The organism is Bradyrhizobium sp. CCGB20 (genome assembly GCF_024199855.1).
In the GTDB taxonomy this organism is placed as follows: Bacteria; Pseudomonadota; Alphaproteobacteria; order Rhizobiales; family Xanthobacteraceae; genus Bradyrhizobium.
Map to the genome: position 1 here is coordinate 6,246,393 of NZ_JANADN010000001.1, position 23,833 is coordinate 6,270,225.

The 23,833-nt window shown below is 64.6% G+C and carries 22 protein-coding genes; 11 read left to right on the forward strand and 11 right to left on the reverse strand.

Annotated features, from left to right (window positions below):
- Window positions 1-4 precede the first annotated feature (4 nt).
- A complete protein-coding gene (fliL, locus tag NLM15_RS29400; protein WP_254121258.1) occupies window positions 5-505 on the reverse strand; it encodes a flagellar basal body-associated protein FliL in 501 nt (166 codons plus the stop codon).
- Between the two features lie 381 nt (window positions 506-886).
- On the opposite strand from fliL, the gene flgF reads away from it, so the two are divergent.
- Genes flgF through flgH form a run of 4 tightly spaced genes read left to right on the forward strand, consistent with a single transcriptional unit; the run spans window position 887 to window position 4,401 of the window.
- The gene (gene flgF, locus NLM15_RS29405) at window positions 887-1,648 is read left to right on the forward strand and encodes a flagellar basal-body rod protein FlgF (RefSeq protein ID WP_254121259.1); all 762 of its coding nucleotides are present in this window, start codon (window positions 887-889) and stop codon (window positions 1,646-1,648) included.
- 16 nt (window positions 1,649-1,664) lie between these two features.
- The gene (flgG, locus tag NLM15_RS29410) at window positions 1,665-2,453 is read left to right on the forward strand and encodes a flagellar basal-body rod protein FlgG (protein WP_018642817.1); all 789 of its coding nucleotides are present in this window, start codon (window positions 1,665-1,667) and stop codon (window positions 2,451-2,453) included.
- Between the two features lie 10 nt (window positions 2,454-2,463).
- Window positions 2,464-3,633 (forward strand): flagellar basal body P-ring formation chaperone FlgA, encoded by a 1,170-nt coding sequence (flgA, locus tag NLM15_RS29415; protein ID WP_254121260.1) that lies wholly within the window; start codon window positions 2,464-2,466, stop codon window positions 3,631-3,633.
- 3 nt (window positions 3,634-3,636) lie between these two features.
- A complete protein-coding gene (gene flgH, locus NLM15_RS29420) occupies window positions 3,637-4,401 on the forward strand; it encodes a flagellar basal body L-ring protein FlgH (protein ID WP_254121267.1) in 765 nt (254 codons plus the stop codon).
- Between the two features lie 220 nt (window positions 4,402-4,621).
- Here the strand turns inward: flgH and NLM15_RS29425 are convergent, their stop codons facing one another.
- Window positions 4,622-5,401 (reverse strand): 2-keto-4-pentenoate hydratase, encoded by a 780-nt coding sequence (locus NLM15_RS29425; RefSeq protein ID WP_254121271.1) that lies wholly within the window; start codon window positions 5,399-5,401, stop codon window positions 4,622-4,624.
- A 94-nt stretch (window positions 5,402-5,495) separates the two neighbouring features.
- Entirely contained in the window at window positions 5,496-6,524 is a 1,029-nt protein-coding gene (locus NLM15_RS29430) for an aldehyde reductase (RefSeq protein WP_254121273.1), read from the reverse strand.
- Window positions 6,525-6,617: 93 nt separating this feature from the next.
- Between NLM15_RS29430 and NLM15_RS29435 the strand changes: the two genes are divergently transcribed.
- Complete coding sequence (locus tag NLM15_RS29435; protein ID WP_254121275.1) at window positions 6,618-7,016, forward strand: helix-turn-helix domain-containing protein; 399 nt, start codon at window positions 6,618-6,620, stop codon at window positions 7,014-7,016.
- 281 nt (window positions 7,017-7,297) lie between these two features.
- On the opposite strand, the gene dksA is transcribed toward NLM15_RS29435, so the two are convergent.
- Window positions 7,298-7,663: an RNA polymerase-binding protein DksA gene (gene dksA, locus NLM15_RS29440; protein ID WP_008554760.1), complete on the reverse strand. Its 366-nt coding sequence runs from the start codon at window positions 7,661-7,663 to the stop codon at window positions 7,298-7,300.
- A gap of 215 nt (window positions 7,664-7,878) precedes the next feature.
- Window positions 7,879-8,490: an NAD(P)-dependent oxidoreductase gene (locus tag NLM15_RS29445; RefSeq protein WP_254121277.1), complete on the reverse strand. Its 612-nt coding sequence runs from the start codon at window positions 8,488-8,490 to the stop codon at window positions 7,879-7,881.
- A gap of 163 nt (window positions 8,491-8,653) precedes the next feature.
- Between NLM15_RS29445 and NLM15_RS29450 the strand changes: the two genes are divergently transcribed.
- Window positions 8,654-9,025, forward strand: a complete 372-nt coding sequence (locus tag NLM15_RS29450; RefSeq protein ID WP_254121279.1) for a helix-turn-helix domain-containing protein — start codon at window positions 8,654-8,656, stop codon at window positions 9,023-9,025.
- Between the two features lie 3 nt (window positions 9,026-9,028).
- On the opposite strand, the gene NLM15_RS29455 is transcribed toward NLM15_RS29450, so the two are convergent.
- Window positions 9,029-9,442, reverse strand: coding sequence for a flagellar assembly protein FliX (locus tag NLM15_RS29455; protein ID WP_254124480.1), 414 nt, complete (start codon window positions 9,440-9,442; stop codon window positions 9,029-9,031).
- A 270-nt stretch (window positions 9,443-9,712) separates the two neighbouring features.
- On the opposite strand from NLM15_RS29455, the gene NLM15_RS29460 reads away from it, so the two are divergent.
- The 4 genes from NLM15_RS29460 to NLM15_RS29475 all read left to right on the forward strand — a co-directional run bounded on the left by NLM15_RS29460 (window position 9,713) and on the right by NLM15_RS29475 (window position 12,233).
- Window positions 9,713-10,837, forward strand: coding sequence for a flagellar basal body P-ring protein FlgI (locus NLM15_RS29460; protein WP_135214582.1), 1,125 nt, complete (start codon window positions 9,713-9,715; stop codon window positions 10,835-10,837).
- Complete coding sequence (gene flgJ, locus NLM15_RS29465) at window positions 10,837-11,205, forward strand: flagellar assembly peptidoglycan hydrolase FlgJ (RefSeq protein WP_254121281.1); 369 nt, start codon at window positions 10,837-10,839, stop codon at window positions 11,203-11,205. The genes NLM15_RS29460 and flgJ overlap by 1 nt, the downstream gene beginning before the upstream one ends.
- An 11-nt stretch (window positions 11,206-11,216) precedes the next feature.
- Window positions 11,217-11,714, forward strand: coding sequence for a hypothetical protein (locus NLM15_RS29470; protein ID WP_254121283.1), 498 nt, complete (start codon window positions 11,217-11,219; stop codon window positions 11,712-11,714).
- A gap of 159 nt (window positions 11,715-11,873) precedes the next feature.
- Window positions 11,874-12,233 (forward strand): hypothetical protein, encoded by a 360-nt coding sequence (locus NLM15_RS29475; protein WP_254121284.1) that lies wholly within the window; start codon window positions 11,874-11,876, stop codon window positions 12,231-12,233.
- Window positions 12,234-12,366: 133 nt separating this feature from the next.
- Here the strand turns inward: NLM15_RS29475 and flaF are convergent, their stop codons facing one another.
- The 5 genes from flaF to NLM15_RS29500 form a co-directional block, all read right to left on the reverse strand.
- Window positions 12,367-12,735, reverse strand: coding sequence for a flagellar biosynthesis regulator FlaF (flaF, locus tag NLM15_RS29480; protein WP_254121285.1), 369 nt, complete (start codon window positions 12,733-12,735; stop codon window positions 12,367-12,369).
- A 289-nt stretch (window positions 12,736-13,024) separates the two neighbouring features.
- Complete coding sequence (locus tag NLM15_RS29485) at window positions 13,025-15,307, reverse strand: DUF1522 domain-containing protein (RefSeq protein ID WP_254121286.1); 2,283 nt, start codon at window positions 15,305-15,307, stop codon at window positions 13,025-13,027.
- 231 nt (window positions 15,308-15,538) lie between these two features.
- Window positions 15,539-17,818 carry a DUF1522 domain-containing protein gene (locus NLM15_RS29490; RefSeq protein ID WP_254121287.1) on the reverse strand — a complete coding sequence of 760 codons (2,280 nt, stop codon included), beginning with the start codon at window positions 17,816-17,818 and terminating at the stop codon, window positions 15,539-15,541.
- Between the two features lie 323 nt (window positions 17,819-18,141).
- Window positions 18,142-20,421, reverse strand: a complete 2,280-nt coding sequence (locus NLM15_RS29495) for a DUF1522 domain-containing protein (RefSeq protein WP_254121288.1) — start codon at window positions 20,419-20,421, stop codon at window positions 18,142-18,144.
- Between the two features lie 360 nt (window positions 20,422-20,781).
- The gene (locus tag NLM15_RS29500; RefSeq protein ID WP_254121289.1) at window positions 20,782-23,061 is read right to left on the reverse strand and encodes a DUF1522 domain-containing protein; all 2,280 of its coding nucleotides are present in this window, start codon (window positions 23,059-23,061) and stop codon (window positions 20,782-20,784) included.
- Window positions 23,062-23,377: 316 nt separating this feature from the next.
- Between NLM15_RS29500 and flbT the strand changes: the two genes are divergently transcribed.
- Complete coding sequence (flbT, locus tag NLM15_RS29505; RefSeq protein ID WP_254121290.1) at window positions 23,378-23,815, forward strand: flagellar biosynthesis repressor FlbT; 438 nt, start codon at window positions 23,378-23,380, stop codon at window positions 23,813-23,815.
- Window positions 23,816-23,833: the final 18 nt, after the last annotated feature.

Below are 23,833 nucleotides of genomic sequence, written 5' to 3' on the forward strand. Positions count from 1 at the left end.
ATGCTCACTGGATCACGACTTCCTTGAACAGCACCGCGCTGACCTGGATCGGGGAAACCGCCGCGTTGACGCGCTTGGTCAGCTCTTCCCTGAGGCGGAAGACGCCGGCGGACCCGTTGAGGTCAGAGGAGCGCAGCTCGCGCACATAGGTCTGGAAGATGTCGGTGATGCGCGGCATGGTCGGCTTGATCGCCTCGATCTGCTTCTCTTCCTTCAGCTCCAGCACGATCTTGAGCTTCAGATATTGCACGCGCTCACCGGGCGCGCCGGCGAGGTTGACCATGATGTCGGGCACGTCGACGAAGGCCGGCGGCTTCGGCGGCGGCGCCGCCTCGGCGTGATGCTCGTCGTCGCCATGACGGAAAAAGAAGAACCAGGTCGCGGCACCACCGCCGAGGACGGCAAGCAGGCCGACAGCCATGATGATGAGCTTGAGCTTGTTCTTCGGCGGAGCGGCTTCCGCGCCTTCGGCGGCTGCGCCGCCTTCCGCTTCATTGTCTGCCATGGTCGATCGGCTCGCTCATCTCATAAGGAATCGAAAGAGCGAAGCCTCCTGGCAGACAGTGACGCGATACAAATGCCCCAGCGCAGTGCGCTCCTCTTACACGCAAACGCTACGGTAATAATGGTTAACGGAATCTTTCGATTGGGCCTCCACTAGGAAAAATCTGCCGGGCAAACATGGCTAACAGAACCTTTCTGCCGCCTCGCCCAGCCCCTCGAAAATCAACAAGGCATTGAAATTACGTAATTTTCTGAGTTGGCACGGCTTTCGCTGAGAGAGGACCGAGACCGGAGGGTTTGGGAGAATCTGACGGCCTCATTCACGGGTCCGCCAAGGCGCTTGGGAGAGCGAGGTGGCAGGCTCACTCAGGGGAGATTTCCGATGCAGAACGCGCTTCTGATCGGCTTGTCACGGCAGATGACGTTGGAACGGCAGATGGATGTCATCGCCAACAACGTCGCCAATGCCAACACCAACGGCTTCAAGGCCGACCATTCGCTGTTCGAGGAGTTCCTCAACTCGAACGCGCGTGAGGACAATTTCATCGCGTCCGACCGCCGGGTCTCCTATGTGCAGGACCGCGGCACCTTCCGCGACGTCGGCCAGGGGCCGATGGAGATGACCAAGAACCCGCTCGACATGGCGATCACCGGCGACGCCTATTTCGCGGTGCAGGCCAATGGCGGCGAGCGCTACACCCGCGACGGCAAATTCTCGCTCAACAGCACCGGCCAGCTCGTCACCTCCGACGGCAACCTCGTGCTCGGCACCGGCGGCCCGATCACCTTCCAGCCGACCGACCACGACATCAACGTCGCCCCGGACGGCACCATCACGGTGCTCGAGGGCACGGCCAGGACCGATTCGATCCGCGGCAAGATCCGCATGGTGTCGTTCGACGATCCGACCAGGCTGACCAAGCTCGGCGCCAATCTCTATGACACCGGCTCCGCCAACCAGCAGGCCGCCACCAAGTCGACCGTGCAGCAGGGCTATATCGAGAAGTCGAACGTGAACTCGGTCGGCGAGATGAGCCGCATGGTCGAAGTCATGCGCAGCTACACCGCCATCGCCAATCTGCTCCAGCAGCAGAGCGACCTCCACAAATCGGCGATCGAGAAGCTCGCCGACGTTCCGGCCTGATTAGGGGATCACTGACATGCAAGCGCTCCACACCGCTGCGACCGGAATGGCGGCCCAGGAACTCAACGTCCAGGTCATCTCCAACAACATCGCCAACCTGCGCACCACCGGTTTCAAGAAGCAGACCGCGGCGTTCCAGGACCTGATCTACGAGCACGTCCGCCGCGTCGGCGCGCAGGCCTCGGACCAGGGCACCATCCTGCCTGTCGGCGTCGACATCGGCGGCGGCGTCAAGACCGTCGGCACGCCGCGCAGCATGACGCAGGGCACGCTGTCGCAGACCGGCAACGATCTCGACCTCGCCATGTCGGGCGAAGGCTTCTTCAAGATCCTGATGCCCGACGGGACCTATCAATACACGCGCGACGGCACCTTCCAGATGGACAATCAGGGCCGCGTCGTCACGGCGCAGGGCAACCCGGTGCAGCCGACCATCACCATCCCGAATAACGCGTCCGGCATCTCCGTGAGCGAGCAGGGCCAGGTCTCGGTGACGCTGCCGGGCTCGTCGACTTCCTCGATCATCGGCCAGATCGGCGTGACCCGGTTCATCAACAAGGCGGGTTTGCAGCCCGTCGGCAGCAACCAGTTCACCGAAACGCCCTCCTCCGGCCCGCCGCAGGACGGCACCGCGAACGCCGAAGGCTACGGCAAGATCACGCAGGGCAGCCTGGAGCAGGCCAATGTCGACGTCGTGTCGGAGATGAGCGACCTGATCGCCGCCCAGCGCGCCTACGAGATGAACGCCAAGGTGATCAGCGCCGCCGACCAGATGATGCAATCGACCACGGCGCTGTTCCGCTGAGGTGATGACGATGATCCGCACCACCCTTGCCACCATCTCCGCCCTGCTCGCGCTGGCGCTGCCGGCCGAGGCCGCCGACGATGTCATCGCAACGCCGACGCTGCGCGCCAGCGTCACCGTCACCTCGGACGTGGTGCGGGTCGGCGATCTCATCGACAACGCCGGATCGGCCGCACTCGTCCCGGTCTACCGCTCGCCCGATCTCGGCACCACCGGCGCGCTGCCGGTCGCGCAAGTGCTGTCGGTGCTGCGCGCCAAACAGGTGATCGGCGTGATGACCGGCGACATCAAGGAAGTCCAGGTCACCCGCCTCGCCCGCACGCTCGCCAACAAGGACCTCGAAACCGCGGTGGCCTCGGCGCTCGAGCGCCGCTTCGGCCTTGGGGACGCCGCCAACATCGCCGTCACGTTCGACCGCGGCGTCGCCGACATGCGGCTCGACGCCTCCAACACCGGTGCGCTCCAGCCGGCCGCAACCCGCTATGACGCCCGCAGCGGCCGTTTCGACATCGCCTTCGAGATCAGCAACGACACCAATCCGACGCCGACCAAGCTGCGCTTCACCGGCACCGCGATCGAGACGGTGGAAGTGGCCGTGCTGACGCGCGACATCGACCGCGCCGATCTCCTGAAGTCCTCCGACATCACGCTGGAGCGCCGGCCGAAGGCCGAGGTCACCGGCGAGCCCGCCTCGCGCGACCGCAGCATCGGCATGCAGCTCCGCCGGCCGATGCGCTCGGGCACGCCGATCCGCGTCGCCGATATCGTCAAGCCCGACTTCGTATCGCGCGACCAGAGCGTCACCGTCATCTACCAGGTTCCCGGGATCTACCTCACCACCCGCGGCAAGGCGATCGAGAGCGGCGCGGAGGGCGACACGGTGAGCGTCCTCAACCTCCAGACCAAGCGCACGTTGACCGGTGTCGTCACCGGCCGCGGCCAGGTAACGGTCCAGGGCGCCAGCCAGTCCGCGCCGATGGCGGCTGCGGTCGAGCAGACCTCCTCGCTCAAGCGCGACGAAGCGCCGGCTCCCACCGCCGCCGCGGCCCTCGCCCGGAGCCTGACCCAGGCCCCAGCGTCTCAGGCCCAGGCCGCTCAGGCGCAAGCCGCTCAAGCTCAAATCGCCCAAGCCCAGATCCCGCAAGTTCGCGTCTCGCAAGCTCCAGCCAAGTCAGAGTAAGTCATGTCCACGTTCAGTTCGGCTTCCCGTCTTCGTCGCGTCGCGATCTCTGCCCTGCTGCTGGCGGTTTGCGCGCTGGCGAGCGGCTGCTCCTCGATCGACCGCCTGTCGCAGATCGGCGAGCAACCGAAATTGTCGGCGATCGACAATCCGACGACGCAGCCCGGCTACAAGCCGGTACAGATGCCGATGCCGAAGCCGGAAGTCGCCTCCTACAACCCGAACTCATTGTGGCGCAACGGCAGCCGCGCCTTCTTCAAGGACCAGCGCGCCCGCCAGATCGGCGACCTCCTGACCGTGACCGTGAACATCACCGACAAGGCCAACATCGCCAACGAGACCCAGCGCAGCCGCACCAATTCGGAAAATTCGGGTATCACCGACTTCATCGGCGCCCAGACGATCACTCAGGCCAACAAGATCCTGCCCGGCCGCATCCTCACCGCCGATTCCACCGCCTCCAGCGACGGCAAGGGCTCGGTCAACCGCACGGAAGCGTTGCAGACCAACGTCGCCGCGGTCGTCACCCAGGTGCTGCCGAACGGCAACCTCGTGGTCGAGGGCAAGCAGGAGATCCGCGTCAACTACGAGATCCGCGAGCTCATCGTCGCCGGCATCGTCCGCCCCGAAGACATCCAGAGCGACAACACCATCGATTCCACCAAGATCGCGCAGGCCCGTATCGCCTACGGCGGCCGCGGCCAGATCATGGACGTGCAGCAGCCGCGCTACGGCCAGCAAGTCATGGACGTGCTGCTGCCCTTCTAAGCTTCTCCCGAGCTCCCACATCGTGTTCGCGAACCTAGGCGCGAACGACGATGTACTACGCGGCCCTCGCTAGCTCCCCTGGCGAGGGCCGCATGTATTTTGCGGCGGCGACGCTCCAGATGTCGTCATTGCGAGCGCAGCGAAGCAATCCGGACTGTCTCCGCGGAGGTAGCCTGGATTGCTTCGTCGCTTCGCTCCTCGCAATGACGGCGTGGAGAGATCAGGTAAACTCCGCCTCCACAGTTCCCAGCCCGTCCAACTCCATCCGCACCTTGTCGCCGGCCTTCAGCCACAGCGTCTTGACCAGGCTCCCGGTGAGAACGAGCTGCCCGGCATGCAAGCCCTTGCCCTCGGCGGCGAGATGGTTGGCGAGCCAGGCGAGTGCGTTGTGGGGATGGCCGAGCACGTCGGCGCCGGTGCCGTGGCTGACCTCTTCGCCATTGACGATGGCGCGGCCCTTGACCGCTTTCAGATCCGGGACGGACGAGCGCGGCACCACCTCACCCAGCACGCAGCCGGCGGCGAAGAAATCGTCGGCGATCAACGTCGGTGCGCCCAGCGATTCCCACTTCACATAGCGGTCGTCGACGATCTCGATCGCGGGATGATAGGCCTCGACGGCCTCGCCGACCCATTCGGCCGTGAACGGCGCCTCGCCGGCGGCGAGGTCACGCTGCAATCGCACCGCGATCTCGCACTCGACGCCGACACGGACATAATCGGCGGCCGCGAGCTTGGCCCCGCTCTCGTACACGCCCTTCTGGAACACGCCGCCGCCGCAGGGATGCGGGATGCCGATATAGTCCTGCATCACCTGACTGGTGCAGCCGATCTTGTAACCAACGAGCGGCCCGACATGCGGCAGCAGGAGATCGTGCAGCGCACGCTGGACTTGGTAGCCCTCGGCTTCGTCGGCGGGCGGGCGGTCCAGCGCCGCGAGCGGCGCATGGTTGCGGCGCGCCAGCGCGATCGCCTTTGCGGCTTTGAGCATATTGTCCATCGGCGCCGCCTCCCACGCTACGCAATCGAGGTCGGCACTTCAGCATCCCCGCGGGGGCGTGACAAGCGCGGGCCGAAGGAGGCCCAGGGCGCCCTCAGCCCTTGACGAGGCCGAGCCGGATCAGACTCTCGGCCGTCGAGAGGATCGCCTCATCGTTGGAACGGGCCTGCCAGCCGAGCAGCGACCTCGCCTTGGCGCTGGTGGAATGCCGCACCCTTCCAAGCATCGGCACGACCGCGCGCAGCAGCGGAATCCGGTTCGCGGCCAGCCGCACCAGCCAGTCCGGGGCCTGGAGCCGCGGAACCCGTCGCGCCCTGGGCCCCAGTTCCCGCCGCAGCACCTTGCCGATATCGAGGATCGACATCGTCTCGCCGGAGACCGCGATGAAACGCTCGCCCTTCCCCTCGGGCGCCGTCATCGCCCGCAGATGCAGATCGGCCACGTCGCGCACGTCGACCACGCCGAAATAGACCCGCGGCACCGCCGGCATGGCGCCGTCGAGCAGCGATTTGACGATTTCGATCGAGCCGGAGAAGTCCGGCCCCAGCACGGGACCAAAGATGCCGGCGGGATTGACGACCGACAATTCGAGCCCGCCGCCCTCGCGTGCGACGAAATCCCAGGCCGCGCGCTCGGCGAGCGTCTTGGATTTGATGTAGGGCTGCACGTCGGCGCCGTCGAGATTGGTCCAGTCGGTCTCGTCGAACGGCTTTTCGCGCGATGGATGGCCGTAGCCGATCGCGCCCAGCGACGAGGTGACGACGACCCGCTTGACGCCGGCCTCGCGCGCAGCACGCAGCACCCGCAGCGTGCCGTCGCGGGCCGGGATGATCATGTCGTTCTCGTCCCTGGGAACACTGGTCGACAATGGCGAGGCCACATGGAGCACGTAGTCGCAGCCCTCAACCGCCTCGCGCCAGCCCTCGTCCGCCGTGAGGTCCGCGGTGAAGAAGGACAGGCTTTCCGGCGAAGCCGCCCCGCCCTCGCGCAGCATCGCCAGCACTTCGTCCCGCCGGTCCGGCCGGCGCACCGTCGTTCGCACCTTGTAGCCGGCCGCCATCAGTTGCAGGACCACATGGATGCCGACGAAGCCGGACCCGCCGGTGACCAGAACAGTGCTCATTGCCGAATTCCCTCGTTGCGCGAGCCGGCGAATTGGTTCCGCCACCCTGCCCAGGGCCGCATCTGGTCACTATCTGCCAGGGGAACAAGTAGAATGGATTTCGAGACCGGTATGGAAAACCTGACCAGCGTTTGCGACGGCGACTGCGATTGCAGCCCCGACCCTGCCCTGCTCGCCGACTTCAAGCGGGCGATCCATGCGCTCGGCGGCAAGTGGAAACTCGAGATCCTGTTCGCGCTGATGAACGGCGCAGTCCGGTTCGGCGCATTGCGGCGATCGATCGGCGGCATCACCCAGCACATGCTGACCACGCAACTGCGCGAGCTCGAGCAGGACGGACTGGTGTCGCGAACCGCCTTCGCGGAGAAGCCATTGCGGGTGGAGTACGAGCTGACGGATGCGGCTTACGGGCTGTTGCCGGCGTTTAAGGAAATATTGAGCTGGTCCAGGCTCTATGGCGATGCACGCCTTGCGGCGTCGCATGAGGCCTGATTGCAGCGATGCTTGATGCTGCCGGATCCGCGTCTCAACGTTCGGGTCGATCTCGTTGATGCGACTCGCAAAATCCCCCGCACCTGAAGTGAAGGCTGTTTCTCATCCGAACTTGCGTGAGCTCGGAGGAATGGAGTCTAGCCCATTGATCGCGATTCACTTTTCGCGATTGCGCTCACGCGCTGGGCGCGCGGCGGTAGCAGACAGGCAAAATGCCGATCACGGCGCGAAACGGCGCCCTGCGTCCACAAACAAAGAGCCGCATCTCTGCGGCTCGGACTCTATTCGTCGCGGTAGACCTTCTCGCGTTTCTCGTGGCGCTCCTGCGCTTCCACCGAGAGCGTCGCGATGGGCCGGGCTTCGAGCCGCTTCAACGAGATCGGCTCGCCGGTGTCCTCGCAATAGCCGTAGGTGTTGTCCTCGATCCGCTGGAGCGCGGCGTCGATCTTGGCGATCAACTTACGCTGGCGGTCGCGGGCGCGGAGTTCGATAGCGCGGTCGGTTTCGGACGATGCCCGATCGGCGAGATCGGGGTGGTTCACGTTCTCCTCCTGCAGGGCTTGCAGGGTGAGCTTGGACTCTTTGAGGATCTCATCCTTCCAGGCGAGGAGCTTCAAACGGAAGTACTCCTTCTGCCGGTCGTTCATGAAAGGCTCTTTTTCGGTCGGTCGGTAGTTTTTCAACTTTTCCAAGGGCGGCCTATCTGTCTAATCAACGACTCGCTAACGGAACGAGGTCCGTTGAGCGGGGCCTTATATAGCGGCCTCCTGTGACAGACAATATTTCCTTAATCCCTCGGTTACCGCCCCCAAACCCTTGCACAGGAAGGTTTATCCGGAAAAGCCCGGGGGCGGCCGAGAACTCAGTAGCCGACCGTGAAACGCTGCCTCAAATGGGCGGGCCGTTCGATCTCGTCGGCGAGCGCAATGGCGTAGTCGGCGAAGGTGATCCAGCTTTTCCCGTTCGCATCTGCGAGAAGCTGATCGGTGCCGAGCCGGAACTTGGCCGTCCGTTCCCCCTCGATGAACAGCGCCGATGGCGAGATGAAGGTCCAGTTCAGGTCCTTTTCCTGCCGCAACAGGTCGAGGAAGTCCCCGCCTTTTTCGGCCTCGGCCTTGTATTGAGCCGGAAAACCAGGGGTTGTGACCAGTTTGACGCCGGGAGCGACTTCCAGGCTGCCGGCTCCGCCGACAACGAGGTAGCGACCCACCTTCGAGTCCTTTGCCGCGCCGATGAGCTTGAGCGGATCGCTGGCCAGGAAGTGCACGGAACTCACGGCGACATCGTGCCCGGCCCACAGCTTGGCGAGGCCGGCCTGGTCGAGCACGTCGCCCTTGGTCGGCGTGACGTTCGACAGGGTCGCGATCTTCTCCGGGTTCCGGGCGATGGCCGTGACCGCGTGGCCGCGGCGCGACAGTTCCTTGGTGATCTCCGACCCGGCCCGGCCCGAGGCGCCGGCGACTGCGATTTTCATGGAAGGCTCCTTTGCTTCTCTAGTAACTAATGGTGACTAGATATCTCAAAGAATGCTGGTGTTAAGAGAGCACTTTGTGCTTACCTGATTACGCTCGAGTAACCGGTACGCGTCACCACCGCGCCAGCCGGCAAGCAACTCAACGGATCCAGAGGACCCGACGATGAAGCCAGACGTCTATGCAGCGAACTGCCCCACGCGCCAGATCCTCGATCGCGTCGGCGACAAATGGGCGGTGCTGATCCTGCTGCTGTTGCGCGAGGAGCCGATGCGCTTCAATCAGTTGCGCCGCACGATTGAAGGCATTTCTCAGAAGATGTTGAGCCAGGTTCTCAAGTCGCTCGAGCGCGACGGCCTGATCAAGCGTCACGCCATCGCAACCGTGCCGGTGACGGTGGAATATTCGATCACGCAGCTCGGCGTAACGCTCGCCGGCGCCGTCGATCCCCTGCGCGATTGGGCGGAACAGAATCTGAAAGATGTGCTCGCGGCCCAACGCCGCTACGACGCGCAGCAGAAGGATGAAGCGGCGTAAGCGCTAAGCCTGCCCGGCCTTGGCGAGCTCGACCTCGACGCGCAGCTCGATCTCGGACAGCACGGAATCAAGACCGGGATCGCCCGAGGACGATTTGAGGTTCGCCGCGGCATCGCGCAGCCGCATCACGGTCGACGCGTCGAGATTGCCGGACAGAAGTCCCATCTTGAGATCGTCGAGCACGTCGAGCGCGGTCTTGCCACGGGCGACCGAGCGCTTGCGGCGTTCGACCGGATCTTCCTCGATGCCTTGCAGTGCGAGCAGCCCGTCGATGTTCGCGGCGGCCTTCGGTGCGGCAGCACCCCTCGTCTCCTGAGCCGACGAGGTATCGGGCAGTACGAAGGTGCCGGAGCTCGTCCGCCTGGCCTGGCTGGCCGGCGCTCCAAGCGTGGTGCCGTTCGGTCCGTAGATGCGCATCGCAGCAATCCGGGTGATCGATGCCGTCACCTTCGCCGTCTTATGGTTAACGGCGCGTAAACAGCCCGGCAAAATCTGCCGACAGGCGGCAGTTTCGCTCCTCACGGAGAACGCTCGCTGACACCGGTCGAAACAGATTTATTCAACCTATTCAATCGCGTAACCCCTCTGCCCCGCGTTGGCACAGCGCTCGCAAGGAAAGCGTCGGACCAGCTCGTCATGGGAGTGTCGGGATTGGTCCGGGATTTGAGGAGCCTCGGGGAGCAGAGGATGCCAGGCGTTCGTTGGGTGAGGATTGTTGGGGTGGCCTGCGCCGCGCTGTCAGCGCTGGCGCTCTCGGTCACGTCTGCAAGCGCGACTTCGCGCATCAAGGACCTCGCCAACATCGAGGGCGTGCGGCAGAACCAGCTCATCGGCTACGGCCTCGTCGTCGGCCTCAACGGCACCGGCGACACGCTCAACAACATTCCCTTCACCAAGCAGTCGCTGCAGGCGATGCTCGAGCGCATGGGCGTCAACATCCGCGGCGCCACCATCCGCACCGGCAACGTCGCCGCCGTGATGGTCACGGGCAATCTGCCGGCCTTCGCCACCCAGGGCACGCGCATGGACGTCACCGTCTCCGCGCTGGGCGACGCCAAGGACCTGCGCGGCGGCACCCTGCTGGTCACGCCGCTGCTCGGCGCCGACGGCAACGTCTACGCGGTCGGACAGGGCTCGCTCGCGATCTCCGGTTTCCAGGCCGAGGGCGAAGCGGCGAAGATCGTGCGCGGCGTTCCGACCGTCGGCCGCATCGCCAACGGCGCCATCATCGAACGCGAGATCGAGTTTGCGCTCAATCGGCTGCCGAACGTGCGGCTCGCGCTGCGCAACGCCGACTTCACCACGGCCAAGCGGATCGCGGCCGCGATCAACGACTATCTCGGCGTCAAGACCGCCGAACCGATCGATCCCTCGACTGTGCAGCTTTCGATCCCGCCGGAGTTCAAGGGCAACGTCGTCGCCTTCCTCACCGAGATCGAGCAGCTCCAGGTCGATCCCGACCTTGCCGCCAAGATCGTCATCGACGAACGAAGCGGCATCATCGTGATGGGCCGCGACGTCCGTGTCGCCACCGTCGCAGTGGCGCAAGGCAACCTCACCGTCACCATCTCCGAGAGCCCGCAGGTCAGCCAGCCCAACCCGCTGTCGCGGGGGCGCACCGTGGTCACGCCGCGGACCGGCGTCAGCGTCACCGAGGACGGCAAGAAGTTCGCCGTCGTCAAGGACGGCGTCTCGCTTCAGCAGCTCGTCGACGGCCTCAACGGCCTCGGCATCGGCCCGCGCGACCTCATCAGCATCCTCCAGGCGATCAAGGCCGCCGGCGCGATCGAAGCCGACATCGAGGTGATGTGATGCAGACCAGCATGATCAACACCCCGCGCGCCGCCGCCTCCTCGGCCTTCTCCGTGGAGAGCCGCAACGGCCGCCCCGACTTCGAGCTCGCGAGCGCCCTGCAAAAGGTCTCGCCGCAGCAGCAAGCCAAGGCGCAGAAGACCGCCACCGATTTCGAGGCGATGTTCCTCAACAGCATGTTCTCGCAGATGACTTCGGGCCTGAAGGGCGAAGGTCCGTTCGGCGACACGCCCGGCACCGGCGTGTGGCGCTCGATGCTGACCGAGCAATATTCCAAGAACTTCGCCAAGGCCGGCGGCGTCGGCGTCGCCACCGAAGTCTACCGCACCCTCATCATGCAGCAGGCGAAAACGATCCGCACGGCATAAGGTCAACCGAGATGAACCACTTCAACGCCTCACGTCAGCCGGTGCAAGCGCAGCGCCCGAACACCGCACCCGGCAACGCCGAGGCGCGCAAGGTCGCCGAGCAGCTGATGGATGCAATGAGCGCCCTGCTCGGACTGATCGAGCGCGAGACCGAGCTGGTTCGTGCCGGCAAGGTCCGCGAGGCGATGACTCTCGAGAGCAAGAAGCAGGAGCTGTCGCGAAACTACGTCGGCGCCGTCAGCGAGCTGAAGGCGAACCAGGCCCAGCTCGCGAAATCCGCGCCCGAGCTGCTCTCGACGCTGCATCGGCACCACGATGCGTTCCGCGCGATGCTCCAGGTCAATCTCACCGTGCTCGCGACCGCACACGCGGTCTCCGAAAGCGTGGTGCGCGGCGTCAACGCCGAGATCCAGAAGCGCAACGTGCCGAACACCTATACGGCGGCGGGCCGCCGCGCCACTCCGGGCCCGCGCCACATCACCCCGCTCGCGGTCAGCCGCTCGCTCTGAGCGCACGCCATAACAAGCGATAATTTTACGAAAAACCGCGCGACGATATCGTCGCGCGGTTAGGCACGTTTGCTTACCGGGTGTTCAATCCTGGTGTTCCATGGTTGCGCATTGAGAGGGGTTGGGATTTGACTCACGTGAGGCAACCAGGAGGCTGCCATGAGTACAGATTTCAGCATCAGGCCGGTGGGGATACCGGCCCCCGCGCAGATCATAACGACGTCGAATTCGGCGGCGAACGAAGCCGTGCAAACCGATTTGCCGGTAAGCCAGGCGGTCGCTGCAAGCGATAGCAGTGCGCCCGTACGCGCGGATCCCCACACCAACGAGAATATCTCGCGCCAGGTCGTATTCGACCAGGCGGCTGCATCCTTCGTGTTTCAGGTGGTCAACGACAAGACCGACGCGGTGGTCAACCAGTTCCCCGATGAAGCGATGCTGCGCCGGCGGGCCTATTTCCATGCAGAGGATCTGAAGTCGCAGCCCTCGCGTCCGCTCAATACGGACCTCAGCGCCTGACATTCAGGTGTCGCGCGTGGTAACGGCGGTGTCGAGATAGGTCGAACCGGTCGCGAGATCGGTCACGACGTTCTTGGCCTGGGCCTTGCCGATAGTGGTCAGCGCGAGCTTCGTGCGCAGACAGCCCGTCCCTTCACGGACGGCCGGACAGACCGGCGGCGATATTCCGGTTGATCTCGATCAGCGGGCGGAAGTGATCGAACTGCGGGCTCATCTGGAGCGCCGCGGTCTGGCTCAGCACGAACACGCTGATGTTGGCGATCTGCTGCCGCACGTCGAGCGGTTGCGGATTGTTGTCGCGCATCGCCTCGCTCAGAAAGATCGTCCAGAGCTTGCGGTTGAACATCAGCGCCTGCGTGGTCTGCTCGCTGAACGGGTCGGCGTTGTTGATCGCGTCCTGGAGCTTGTTGGCGGCCTTGAGCAGGGTTTGCGCCTCAACGTCGCGAGGAGATGCGGTGGTCGTTGCAACGCGCGCGTAGGCCGAGGCAGCAGAATTCGACATCAATCACACCCTGGAGGTTACCTAGCCCGTTGAACGCGCTTAAGGATTTCTTTCCCAACCCTAGGCAGCACCGCTTAAGATTTGCTTACGTGTGTGCTTGGAAGCACTCCGGATTATTACGGGTCGCAGAGTACTTCCTCGCAAAGCTAGATGCGCACATGCACGCTGTAAACCGCCTCGCATGATGCGCATCAATCTCAGCTAATCCGGCCTTAGCGATCTCCGTAAAAAGAGCGGCGGAGCATTAGCCCCGCCGCGATATCTCGTATTGCGATCCTGCGCGGCGAGCTTAGCGGAGCAGCTGCAGCACGCTCTGCTGCGACTGGTTGGCGAGCGACAGCGCGGACACCGCGATCGACTGGCGGGTCGACAGCGCCTGGCTGTTGGCCGCTTCCTCGTTGGTGTCGGCGAGCGTCAGGTTGGACGAGCCGGTCTGCAGCACGTTGATCAGGTTCTTCGAGAAGTCCTGACGCACCTGCACGATCGAGAGGTTCGAACCGAGCGCGGAGCCTTCCGAGCGCAGCGTGCTCGAGGCCGCATTCAGGCTCGCCAGCACCTTGTTGGTGGCGCCGTTGTCGATGAAGTCGACACCGTTGACGAGGTTGGACAGACCGAGGCCGGCTGCGTTGAACACCACGCCGTTGATGCTGAGCGTCGAGCTGCCGGTTTCGTTGAAGACGAGCTTCAGCGTATCGCCGTTGAGCAGGTTGACGCCATTGAACGAGGAGTCCTGCGAGGTCGTGTCGATCTGCGCGAGGATGTTGTTGAACTGGTTGACCAGGTTCGAGCGCGCGGTCTGCGCGACGGGATCCTGCACCGGCGGCTGGGCCGTGGTGAACGCCAGGATGCCAGTGAGCGTGCCGCCGACCGCGCCGCCAGCGACCGTCGAGCCGAGCGTCGAGGACGCGTACTCGTTGACGGTGGTCACCGTGAGCACGCCGTTGGCGTCGATGGTCGCCGTCAGATGGTTGGCCTGGAGCTGCGCATTGAGCTGGTCCAGCGTCTTGACCGTGCCGTTGGTGCCGTCGCCGAAGGTGACGTTGACGGGCGTACCGCCATTGAAGGAGGTGAAGGTCAGCGTCTTGCCGCTGACGCCGCCGACGCCTGAGGTGCGCGCCGCGCTGAACGCGGTCGCCGTTCCCGTATTGCCGCTGAGACCGAACGCGTTGAGCGCGTTGCCGGTGCCGGTGATCGAAAGATCGGCGTTGATGCCGGTCGAGAGCGCCAGCTGACCGCTGGAATTCACCGACGACGGGATCTGGCCGGCGGTCGTCGAGAGCGTCGCTGCGCCATTGAAGATGCTCGCGGTCTTCACGCCGGTGGCGAGGTCGATCGAGTTGAGCAGGTCGGTCAGCGTCGCGCTCTGGAGATAGACGGTCGAGTTGCCGTTGCCGTCGGTGACGACGTTGCCGTTGACACCGCCCGAGGTCACGCTTGCTGCCGACTGGGGCGTCTGCGCGTTCTTGAACGTGATCGTGTGGCCGTCGATGTTGAGCGTCGAGCCGTCCTGGACCAGCGACCCCAGCGAGCCCGTGGTCGTCGAACGGTTCGCGCTGACGCTGGCATTGCCCGCACCGGTGGCCGCGGTCAGCCCAAGCGCCTTGAGGAAGTCGGCTTTGCCCGTCACGTTCAGATCCGCGCCGGTCGAGCTCTTCAGCGTGACGACACCCGCCGCGATGGACGATGGCGTCTGAACCGTACCAACGGTCGCACCGCTCGTCGCAATCGTCGCAGCGCCGGCGCTGATGGTTGCGCTCTTGACGCCGCTCGCCAGATCGATCGCGGTCAGGAGGTCGCTGACCGTACCGGTCGGTGTGCCGGTCGTGCCCATATAGACGATCGAGTTGCCATTGCCGTCGGTGGCGATATGGCCGCTGGCATCGAGACCCCAGCCGGTGGGCTGCGCGGAAGGCGCAGCGCCGGTGCGGAACGTCACGGTCTTGCCGTTGACGGCAATCGAGTCGCCGTCTGCCGGAGACGCACCGAAGGTGGTCGCAGCCGTCGCACCGATCAGCGTGTTGGTGCCGGCCAGCGCCGTCGTACCGTCGGCGGCCGTGGCGGCGGAGCCAGCCAGCGTGCCGGCGTTGGCGCCGAGCGCAGCGCCGAGTGCGGCGCTGGCCGTCACCGGGGTCACGCCACCGGGCGCACCGGTATAGAGCACGTTGCTGTTGGCGGTCGCGCTCGCATAGGAGGTCGTGCCGCGCAAATCGGCCGGCGTCGCGCCGGGAATCGTGGTCGAGACGTTGGACTTGGTGGAGTAGCCGACCGTGGTCTGCAGCGCCTGGTTGGCGATCGATTTCGCGCTGTCGATCAGCTTCTGCAGCGAGGTGATGCCGGTGTTGGCCGCCTGCAGCACCTGGACACCGTTGTTGATGCCGTCGAGCAGGTTGCTGATGTCGCTCGCCCGGTTATCCAACCCCTGCGCCGTGAAGAAGTTGGTGGGATTGTCGAGGGCCGTGTTGACCTTCTTGCCGGTCGACAGCCGCTCCTGCGTCGTGGCCAGGAGATCGGCCGTCGACTGCAGCGACAACAGGTTCTGGCGAACTGACGCCGAGAGAACGATGTTGGACATTGGCAGGTCTTCCTCTTGAACCGGATACGAATCGGCCGCTCGGGTCTGGAAGCGGGCGTTTGTCCAGTTTTAGGACCTGTCCTTTAAAGTATGGTTAACGGCCACTTAAGGGATACGGTTAATGGGCGGTTAGCGCCCCCTCCTCCGGTTTCGCACGGGCTCTTCGGCAACAAAAAAGCGGCGGGGCCGAAGCCCCGCCGCCGGATTTTATCTCGTAATTTCAGCTGGTTATTAGCGGAGCAGCTGAAGCACGCTCTGCTGCGACGTATTGGCCAGCGACAGTGCCGAGACCGCGATCGACTGGCGGGTCGACAGCGCCTGGCTGTTGGCCGCTTCGACGTTGGTGTCGGCCAGGGTCAGGTTCGACGAGCCGGTCTGCAGCACGTTGATCAGGTTCTTGTTGAAGTCCTGACGGATCTGCACGACCGAGAGATTCGAACCGAGCGCCGAGGCTTCCGACCGCAGCGTGCTCGAGGCGGCGTTCAGGTTGGTGAGCACCCGGTTGGCCGCGGCGTTGTCGATGAAGTCGACACCGACGGTCAGCGCCGCAAGGCCCAGACCCTTGGAGTTGTAGGTCACGCCGGTGATGCTGAGGCTCGACTTGGCAGTCTCGTCGAACACCAGCTTGAGCTGGTCGCCGTTCAAGAGGTTCACACCGTTGAACGAGGAGTCCTGCGCAGTCGTGTCGATCTGGTTCAGGATGTTGTTGTACTGAGACACCAGATTGGCGCGCGCCGTCTGCGCAACTGCATCCTGGACCGGCGTCGATGCCGTCGAGAACGTCAGCGCCGTGGTCAGCGTACCGCCGATCGAGCCACCCGCCGTGGTCGAACCCAGCGTCGAGGAGGCATAGTCGTTGGACGCAGTGATCGTCAGCGTGCCGTTCGCATCGATCGTGGCGGACAGATTGTTCGCCTGGAGCTTCGAGTTGAGCTGATCGAGCGTCTTGACCGTACCGTTGGTGCCGTCGCCGAAGGTGACGTCGACCGCCGTTCCACCGTTGAAGGAGGAGAAGGTCAAGGTCTTGCCGGCGATGCCGCCCAGGCCCGAAGTCCGGGCCGCGGCGAAGGCGTTCGCATTGCCGGTGTTGCCGGCGAGTCCGAACACGTTCAGCGCGTTGCCGGTGCCGGTGATCGACAGGTCGGCGTTGATGCCGGTCGCGATCTTGAGCTGGCCGGAGGTGTTGATCGACGATTTCGACTGGCCGGTGGCGGGCGCAAACGTCGCGGTGCCGTTGGCTGCGATCGTCGCGGTCTGGACGCCGGTGGCAAGGTCGATCGCGTTCAGCACGTCGGCAACAGTGCCGGCCTGCAGATACACGGTCGAGTTGCCATCGCCGTCAGTGACGACCGCACCGCTCGCACCGTAGCCGCTGGCAACGACCGGAGCACCGGTCGAGCCCGGTGTCGGCGCGTTCTTGAAGGTGATGACCTTGCCGTTGACGTTCAGCGTCGAACCGTCGGTGAGCGTCGCGCCGAGCGAAGTCGCGCTGGTGGCGCGGTTGACGTTGACGGTGGCATTGCCGCCGCCGACCGCCGAGGACAGACCGAGAGCCTTGAGCAGGTCGGCCCGGCCGGTGACGGCGAGGTCAGCACCCGTCGAGCTCTTCAGCGTGACGGCGCCCGCAGCAACGCTCGAGGCGGTCTGGCTGACGCTGGTGGCAATCGTCGCAGCGCCCGCCGAGATCGCGACGGTCTTCACACCGCTGGCGAGGTCGACCGCGGTCAACAGGTCATTGACCGTCGCAGCCGGCGTCGTCGTGGTGCCGAGATAGACGGTGGTGTTGCCGTTACCATCGGTGACGAGGTTGCCGCTGACGCCCGAGCCGGACGGAACAGCAGTGCTCGCCGGGGCAGAACCCGCGCGGAAGGTAATGGTCTTGCCGTTGACGGTCAGCGTGTCGCCATCAGCGGGCTGGGCATTGCCGACCAGGCCGGTCGCCGTTGCCGCACCGTTCGCGATCAGGGTGATCGCACCGGTCAGCGCGGTGGTGCCGTCGCCGGCCGTTGCCGCCGCACCGGTCACGGTGCCGATGGTCGCGCCGAGCGTGGTGGTGCCGCTTGCCGCATGCGTGCCGCCGGCGGTGCCGTCATAGAGCACGTTGCTGCTCGCGGTCGCGCTGGCGAAGCTCGTGGTGCCGCGCAGGTCGGCCGCGGTCGCACCGGAGATCGTGGTGGAGACGTTCGACTTGGTGGAGTAGCCGACGGTGGTCTGCAGCGCCTGGTTGGCGATCGACTTGGCGCTGTCGATCAGCTTCTGCAGCGAGGTCAGGCCGGTGTTGGCAGCCTGCAGCACCTGGACGCCGTTGGCGATACCATCGAGCAGATTGTTGATGTCGCTGGCGCGGTTGTCGAGCGACTGTGCCGTGAAGAAGTTGGTCGGATTGTCCAGGGCCGAGTTGACGCTCCTGCCCGTCGACAGACGGTTCTGGGTGGTGGCGAGGAGGTCGGCGGTGGACTGGAGAGAGAGGAGGTTCTGGCGAACCGACGCAGAGAGAACAATACCGGACATAACTCTTACCCTTCTGGTTTACGCGTCTTCGTTCGATCGCTTCGGATCGAGTGACGGGGACAGCGTGCCGCGACATGGCTAACAAAGGGTGAAACGAACCTCGCCTGCATAAGCACCGGTTCACCATAACGCGGCGAACGACGTTGGCATGGCGGGCAATCAAGCTGAAATTGCTGGCGTTTCTCCGCGCTTACGCTCCATTAACCATAACCGCTGGTTACTTTTCCGAACGACGGGTAAGCCTCCCGCTCCTCTCTCCGGACAAACAAAAACGGCGGGGCCGAAGCCCCGCCGCTCTATCTTGTTGCGATGTCGTCCGCTGATTAGCGGAGCAGCTGCAGCACGCTCTGCTGCGACTGGTTGGCCAGCGAGAGCGCGGAGACCGCGATCGACTGACGGGTCGACAGCGCCTGGCTGTTGGCCGCTTCGACGTTGGTGTCGGCCAGGGTCAGGTTCGACGAGCCGGTCTGCAGCACGTTGATCAGGTTCTTGTTGAAGTCCTGACGCACCTGCACGATCGTGAGGTTCGAACCCAGAGCCGACGCTTCCGAACGCAGCGTGCTCGACGCAGTGTTCAGGTTGGTCAGCACCTTGTTGGTGGCAGCGTTGTCGATGAAGTCGACACCGCTGGTCAGCGCGGCGAGGCCCAGACCCTTCGAGTTGTAGGTCACGCCGGTGATGCTGAGGCTCGACTTGGCAGTTTCGTCGAACACCAGCTTGAGCTGGTCGCCGTTCAGCAGGTTGACGCCGTTGAACGAAGAGTCCTGCGCAGTCGAGTCGATCTGCTGCAGGATGTTGTTGTACTGGTTGACCAGGTTGGCACGGGACGTCTGCGCAACAGTATCCTGGACGGGGCTGGAAGCCGTCGAGAACGTCAGCGCCGTGGTCAGCGTTCCGCCGATCGAGCCACCCGCGGTGCTCGAACCGATGGTCGAGGACGCGTAGTCGTTGGTGGTCGAGATCGTCAGCAGGCCATTGGCGTCGATCGTGGCGGACAGGTTGTTCGCCTGCAGCTTCGAGTTGAGCTGATCGAGCGTCTTGACCGTGCCGTTGGTGCCGTCGCCGAAGGTGACGTCGACCGCCGTTCCAGCGTTGAACGCGGAGAAGGTCAAGGTCTTGCCGGCGATGCCGCCCAGGCCCGAAGTCCGGGCCGCGTTGAACGCGGTCGAGGTGCCGGTGTTGCCGGCGAAGCCGAGTGCGTTCAGCGCATTGCCGGTGCCAGTGATCGACAGGTCGGCGTTGATGCCGGTCGAGACCTTGAGCTGACCCGAGGCGTTGACCGACGATTTGGTCTGGCCGGTGGCGGCCGCAAGCGTCGCGGTGCCGTTGGCGGCGACCGTCGCGGTCTGGACGCCGGTGGCGAGGTCGATCGCGTTCAGCACGTCGGCAACCGTGCCGGCCTGCAGATACACGGTCGAGTTGCCACTGCCGTCGGTGACGAGCGCACCGCTCGCGCCGGAGCCGCTGGCAACGGCCGGAGCACCGGTCGAGCCCGGGGTCGGCGCGTTCTTGAAGGTGATGACCTTACCGTTGACGTTCAGCGTCGAGCCGTCGGCGATCGTCGCACCGAGCGAAGTCGCGCTGGTGGTGCGGTTGACGTTGACGGTGGCATTGCCGCCGCCGACCGCCGAGGACAGACCGAGAGCCTTGAGCAGGTCGGCCTTGCCGGTGACGGCGAGATCAGCGCCCGTCGAGCTCTTCAGCGTGACGGCGCCCGCAGCAACGCTCGAGGCGGTCTGGCTGACGCTGGTCGCGATCGTCGCAGCACCCGAGGTGATCGAGGCCGTCTTGACGCCGCTGGCCAGATCGACCGCGGTCAAGAGATCGTTGACCGTCGCGGTCGGCGTGGTCGTGGTGCCGAGATAGACGGTGGTGTTGCCGCTGCCGTCGGTGACGAGGTTACCGCTGACGCCCGAGCCGGACGGAACAGCAGTGCTCGCCGGGGCAGAACCCGCGCGGAAGGTAATGGTCTTGCCGTTGACGGTCAGCGTGTCGCCGTCGGCGGGCTGGGCGTTGCCGACCAGGCCGGTCGCCGTTGCCGCACCGTTCGCGATCAGGGTGATCGCACCGGTCAACGCGGTGGTGCCGTCGCCGGCCGTTGCCGCCGCACCGGTCACGGTGCCGATGGTCGCGCCGAGCGTGGTAGTGCCGCTTGCCGCATGCGTGCCGCCGGCGGTGCCGTCATAGAGCACGTTGCTGCTCGCGGTCGCGCTCGCATAGGACGTGGTGCCACGCAGGTCCGAAGCGGTCGCACCGGAGATCGTGGTGGAGACGTTGGACTTGGTGGAGTAGCCGACGGTGGTCTGCAGCGCCTGGTTGGCGATCGACTTGGCGCTGTCGATCAGCTTCTGCAGCGAGGTGATGCCGGTGTTGGCAGCCTGCAGCACCTGCACGCCGTTGGCGATACCATCGAGCAGGTTGTTGATGTCGCTGGCGCGGTTGTCGAGCGACTGTGCGGTGAAGAAGTTGGTCGGATTGTCCAGGGCCGAGTTGACGCTCTTACCGGTCGAAAGGCGGCTCTGGGTGGTGGCGAGAAGATCAGCAGTGGACTGGAGGGAGAGAAGGTTCTGGCGAACCGACGAGGAGAGAACGATACCGGACATAAGCTGTTACCCTTCTGGTACGCAACGCAACAAACTTCGATTAGGATTAATCGATGTGCGGGACGGTGAACGTTTGGGGCTAACAAAGCATGAAGCGTGTCGCGTCAGTCCTTGCCAGGATTCACCATAGCGGCGATCGGCGCCGGATCACGCCCTCGTGTATCGCCATGATAGGATGATGTTTTTTCGGGCAGCCGAGACGCGTTTGCCACTTGTCAACCATAACTCAGAGTGAGCAATTGGCTGCATTCGAATGCATCATCTTCGTCTCGAAGGCACGACGTCTTCACACACCGCACAAATGAAAAGCGGCGGGGCCGAAGCCCCGCCGCTCTATCTTGTTGCGATGTCGTCCGCTGATTAGCGGAGCAGCTGCAGCACGCTCTGCTGCGACTGGTTGGCCAGCGAGAGCGCGGAGACCGCGATCGACTGACGGGTCGACAGTGCCTGGCTGTTGGCCGCTTCGGTATTGGTGTCGGCCAGGGTCAGGTTCGACGAGCCGGTCTGCAGCACGTTGATCAGGCTCTTGTTGAAGTCCTGACGAACCTGCACCACCGAGAGGTTCGAACCGAGGCTCGACGCTTCCGAACGCAGCGTGCTCGAGGCGGCGTTCAGGTTCGACAACACTTTGTTGGTCGCGGAGTTGTCGATGAAGTCGACACCGTTCGTCAGCGCGGCGAGGCCCAGACCCTTGGAGTTGTAGGTCACGCCGGTGATGCTCAGGTTCGACTTGCCGGTTTCGTCGAACACGAGCTTGAGCTGGTCGCCGTTCAGGAGGTTCACACCGTTGAACGAGGAGTCCTGCGCAGTCGTGTCGATCTGGTTCAGGATGTTGTTGTACTGAGAGACCAGATTGGCACGCGCCGTCTGAGCGACGGTGTCGGCGACCGGAGCGGAGGCCGTCGAGAACGTCAGCGACGTCGTCAGCGTGCCGCCGATCGAGCCACCCGCGGCGCTCGAACCGATGGTCGAGGACGCGTAGTCGTTGGTGGTCGAGATCGTCAGCAAGCCGTTGGCGTCGATCGTGGCGGACAGGTTGTTCGCCTGCAGCTTGGTATTGAGCTGATCGAGCGTCTTGACCGTGCCGTTGGTGCCGTCGCCGAAGGTGACGTCGACCGCCGTTCCACCGTTGAAGGAGGAGAAGGTCAAGGTCTTGCCGCTGATGCCGCCGATGCCGGAGGTGCGAGCTGCGGTGAAGGCGGACGACGTGCCGGTGTTGCCGGCGAAGCCGAGCGCGTTCAGCGCGTTGCCGGTGCCGGTGATCGACAGATCGGCGTTAACGCCGGTCGAGATCTTGAGCTGGCCGGAGGTGTTGATCGACGACTTCGACTGGCCGGAGGCAGCCGCAAACGTCGCGGTGCCGTTGGCTGCGATGGTCGCGGTCTGGACGCCGGTGGCGAGGTCGATCGCGTTCATCACGTCGGCAACAGTGCCGGCCTGCAGATACACGGTCGAGTTGCCACTGCCGTCGGTGACGACCGCACCGCTCGCGCCGGAGCCGCTGGCAACGGCCGGAGCACCGGTCGAGCCCGGGGTCGGCGCGTTCTTGAAGGTAATGACCTTGCCGTTGACGTTCAGCGTCGAGCCGTCGGTGATCGTCGCACCGAGCGAAGTCGCGCTGGTGGTGCGGTTGACGTTGACGGTGGCATTGCCGCCGCCGACCGCCGAGGACAGACCGAGAGCCTTGAGCAGGTCGGCCCGGCCGGTGACGGCGAGGTCAGCACCCGTCGAGCTCTTCAGCGTGACGGCGCCCGCAGCAACGCTCGAGGCGGTCTGGCTGACGCTGGTCGCGATCGTCGCAGCACCCGAGGTGATCGAGGCCGTCTTGACGCCGCTGGCCAGATCGACCGCGGTCAAGAGATCGTTGACCGTCGCGGTCGGCGTGGTCGTGGTGCCGAGATAGACGGTGGTGTTGCCGCTGCCGTCGGTGACGAGGTTACCGCTGACGCCCGAGCCGGACGGAACAGCAGTGCTCGCCGGGGCAGAACCCGCGCGGAAGGTAATGGTCTTGCCGTTGACGGTCAGCGTGTCGCCGTCGGCGGGCTGGGCGTTGCCGACCAGGCCGGTCGCCGTTGCCGCACCGTTCGCGATCAGGGTGATCGCACCGGTCAACGCGGTGGTGCCGTCGCCGGCCGTTGCCGCCGCACCGGTCACGGTGCCGATGGTCGCGCCGAGCGTGGTAGTGCCGCTTGCCGCATGCGTGCCGCCGGCGGTGCCGTCATAGAGCACGTTGCTGCTCGCGGTCGCGCTCGCATAGGACGTGGTGCCACGCAGGTCCGAAGCGGTCGCACCGGAGATCGTGGTGGAGACGTTGGACTTGGTGGAGTAGCCGACGGTGGTCTGCAGCGCCTGGTTGGCGATCGACTTGGCGCTGTCGATCAGCTTCTGCAGCGAGGTGATGCCGGTGTTGGCAGCCTGCAGCACCTGCACGCCGTTGGCGATGCCATCGAGCAGGTTGTTGATGTCGCTGGCGCGGTTGTCGAGCGACTGGGCCGTGAAGAAGTTGGTGGGATTGTCCAGGGCCGAGTTGACGCTCTTGCCGGTCGACAGACGGTTCTGTGTGGTGGCGAGAAGATCAGCGGTGGACTGGAGGGAGAGAAGGTTCTGACGAACCGATGCGGAGAGAACGATACCGGACATACGCTGTTACCTTTCTGGTAAACGCTACTGTGACGCGTCTGCTCGGGTCCCGATTGACCCGGCGACCGGCGGACCGTGGCTCCGAGAATCTAACGAAGCATGAAATGAAAACGGCGCTTTGTCTGAGTCGCGGCGCGATTCGGGGCACTGCGGCGCGATCGTCGCTGCACCGCCGTGGAATTTTATCGTTGAAAAGATTGAGCTTTTCCGCGCGACTGCCCGAGATTCACAACTCGTTAACTAGTCTTGATGGAGTATTGCGCCCTGATCCGCCGCAACACACGCTCGGTTACGAAAGCGTTGATGGAGAACAGGCATGGCCCTCAAGGTCGAGCTCAGACCGCACGAACGCATCATCGTCGGTAACTGCGTGATAACCAACACCGACCAGCGCGCCCGCCTTCTGATCGACGGCGACAACGTGCCGATCCTGCGCGAGCGCGACATCCTCACGCCGGAGACCGCCGATACGCCGGCCAAGCTCGTCTATCTGGCGGTCCAGCTGATGTACATCTCGCCGGATCCGCAGAGCCAGCACGGCACCTACTTCAACCTGGTGCGCGACATCGTCACCGCGGTGCCGAGTGCCTGGCCGATCATCGAGAGCATCAACAACCACATCATGAGCGGCGACCTCTACCGGGCTCTGAAGGATGCCCGCAAGCTGATCGCCTATGAGGACAAGCTGCGTGAGCAGTTCGAGGCCACCCATCCCAAGGCGGACGTCAAGGAAGACGTCAGCTCGGCCGCCTGAGCGCTTCGCACATCTCAA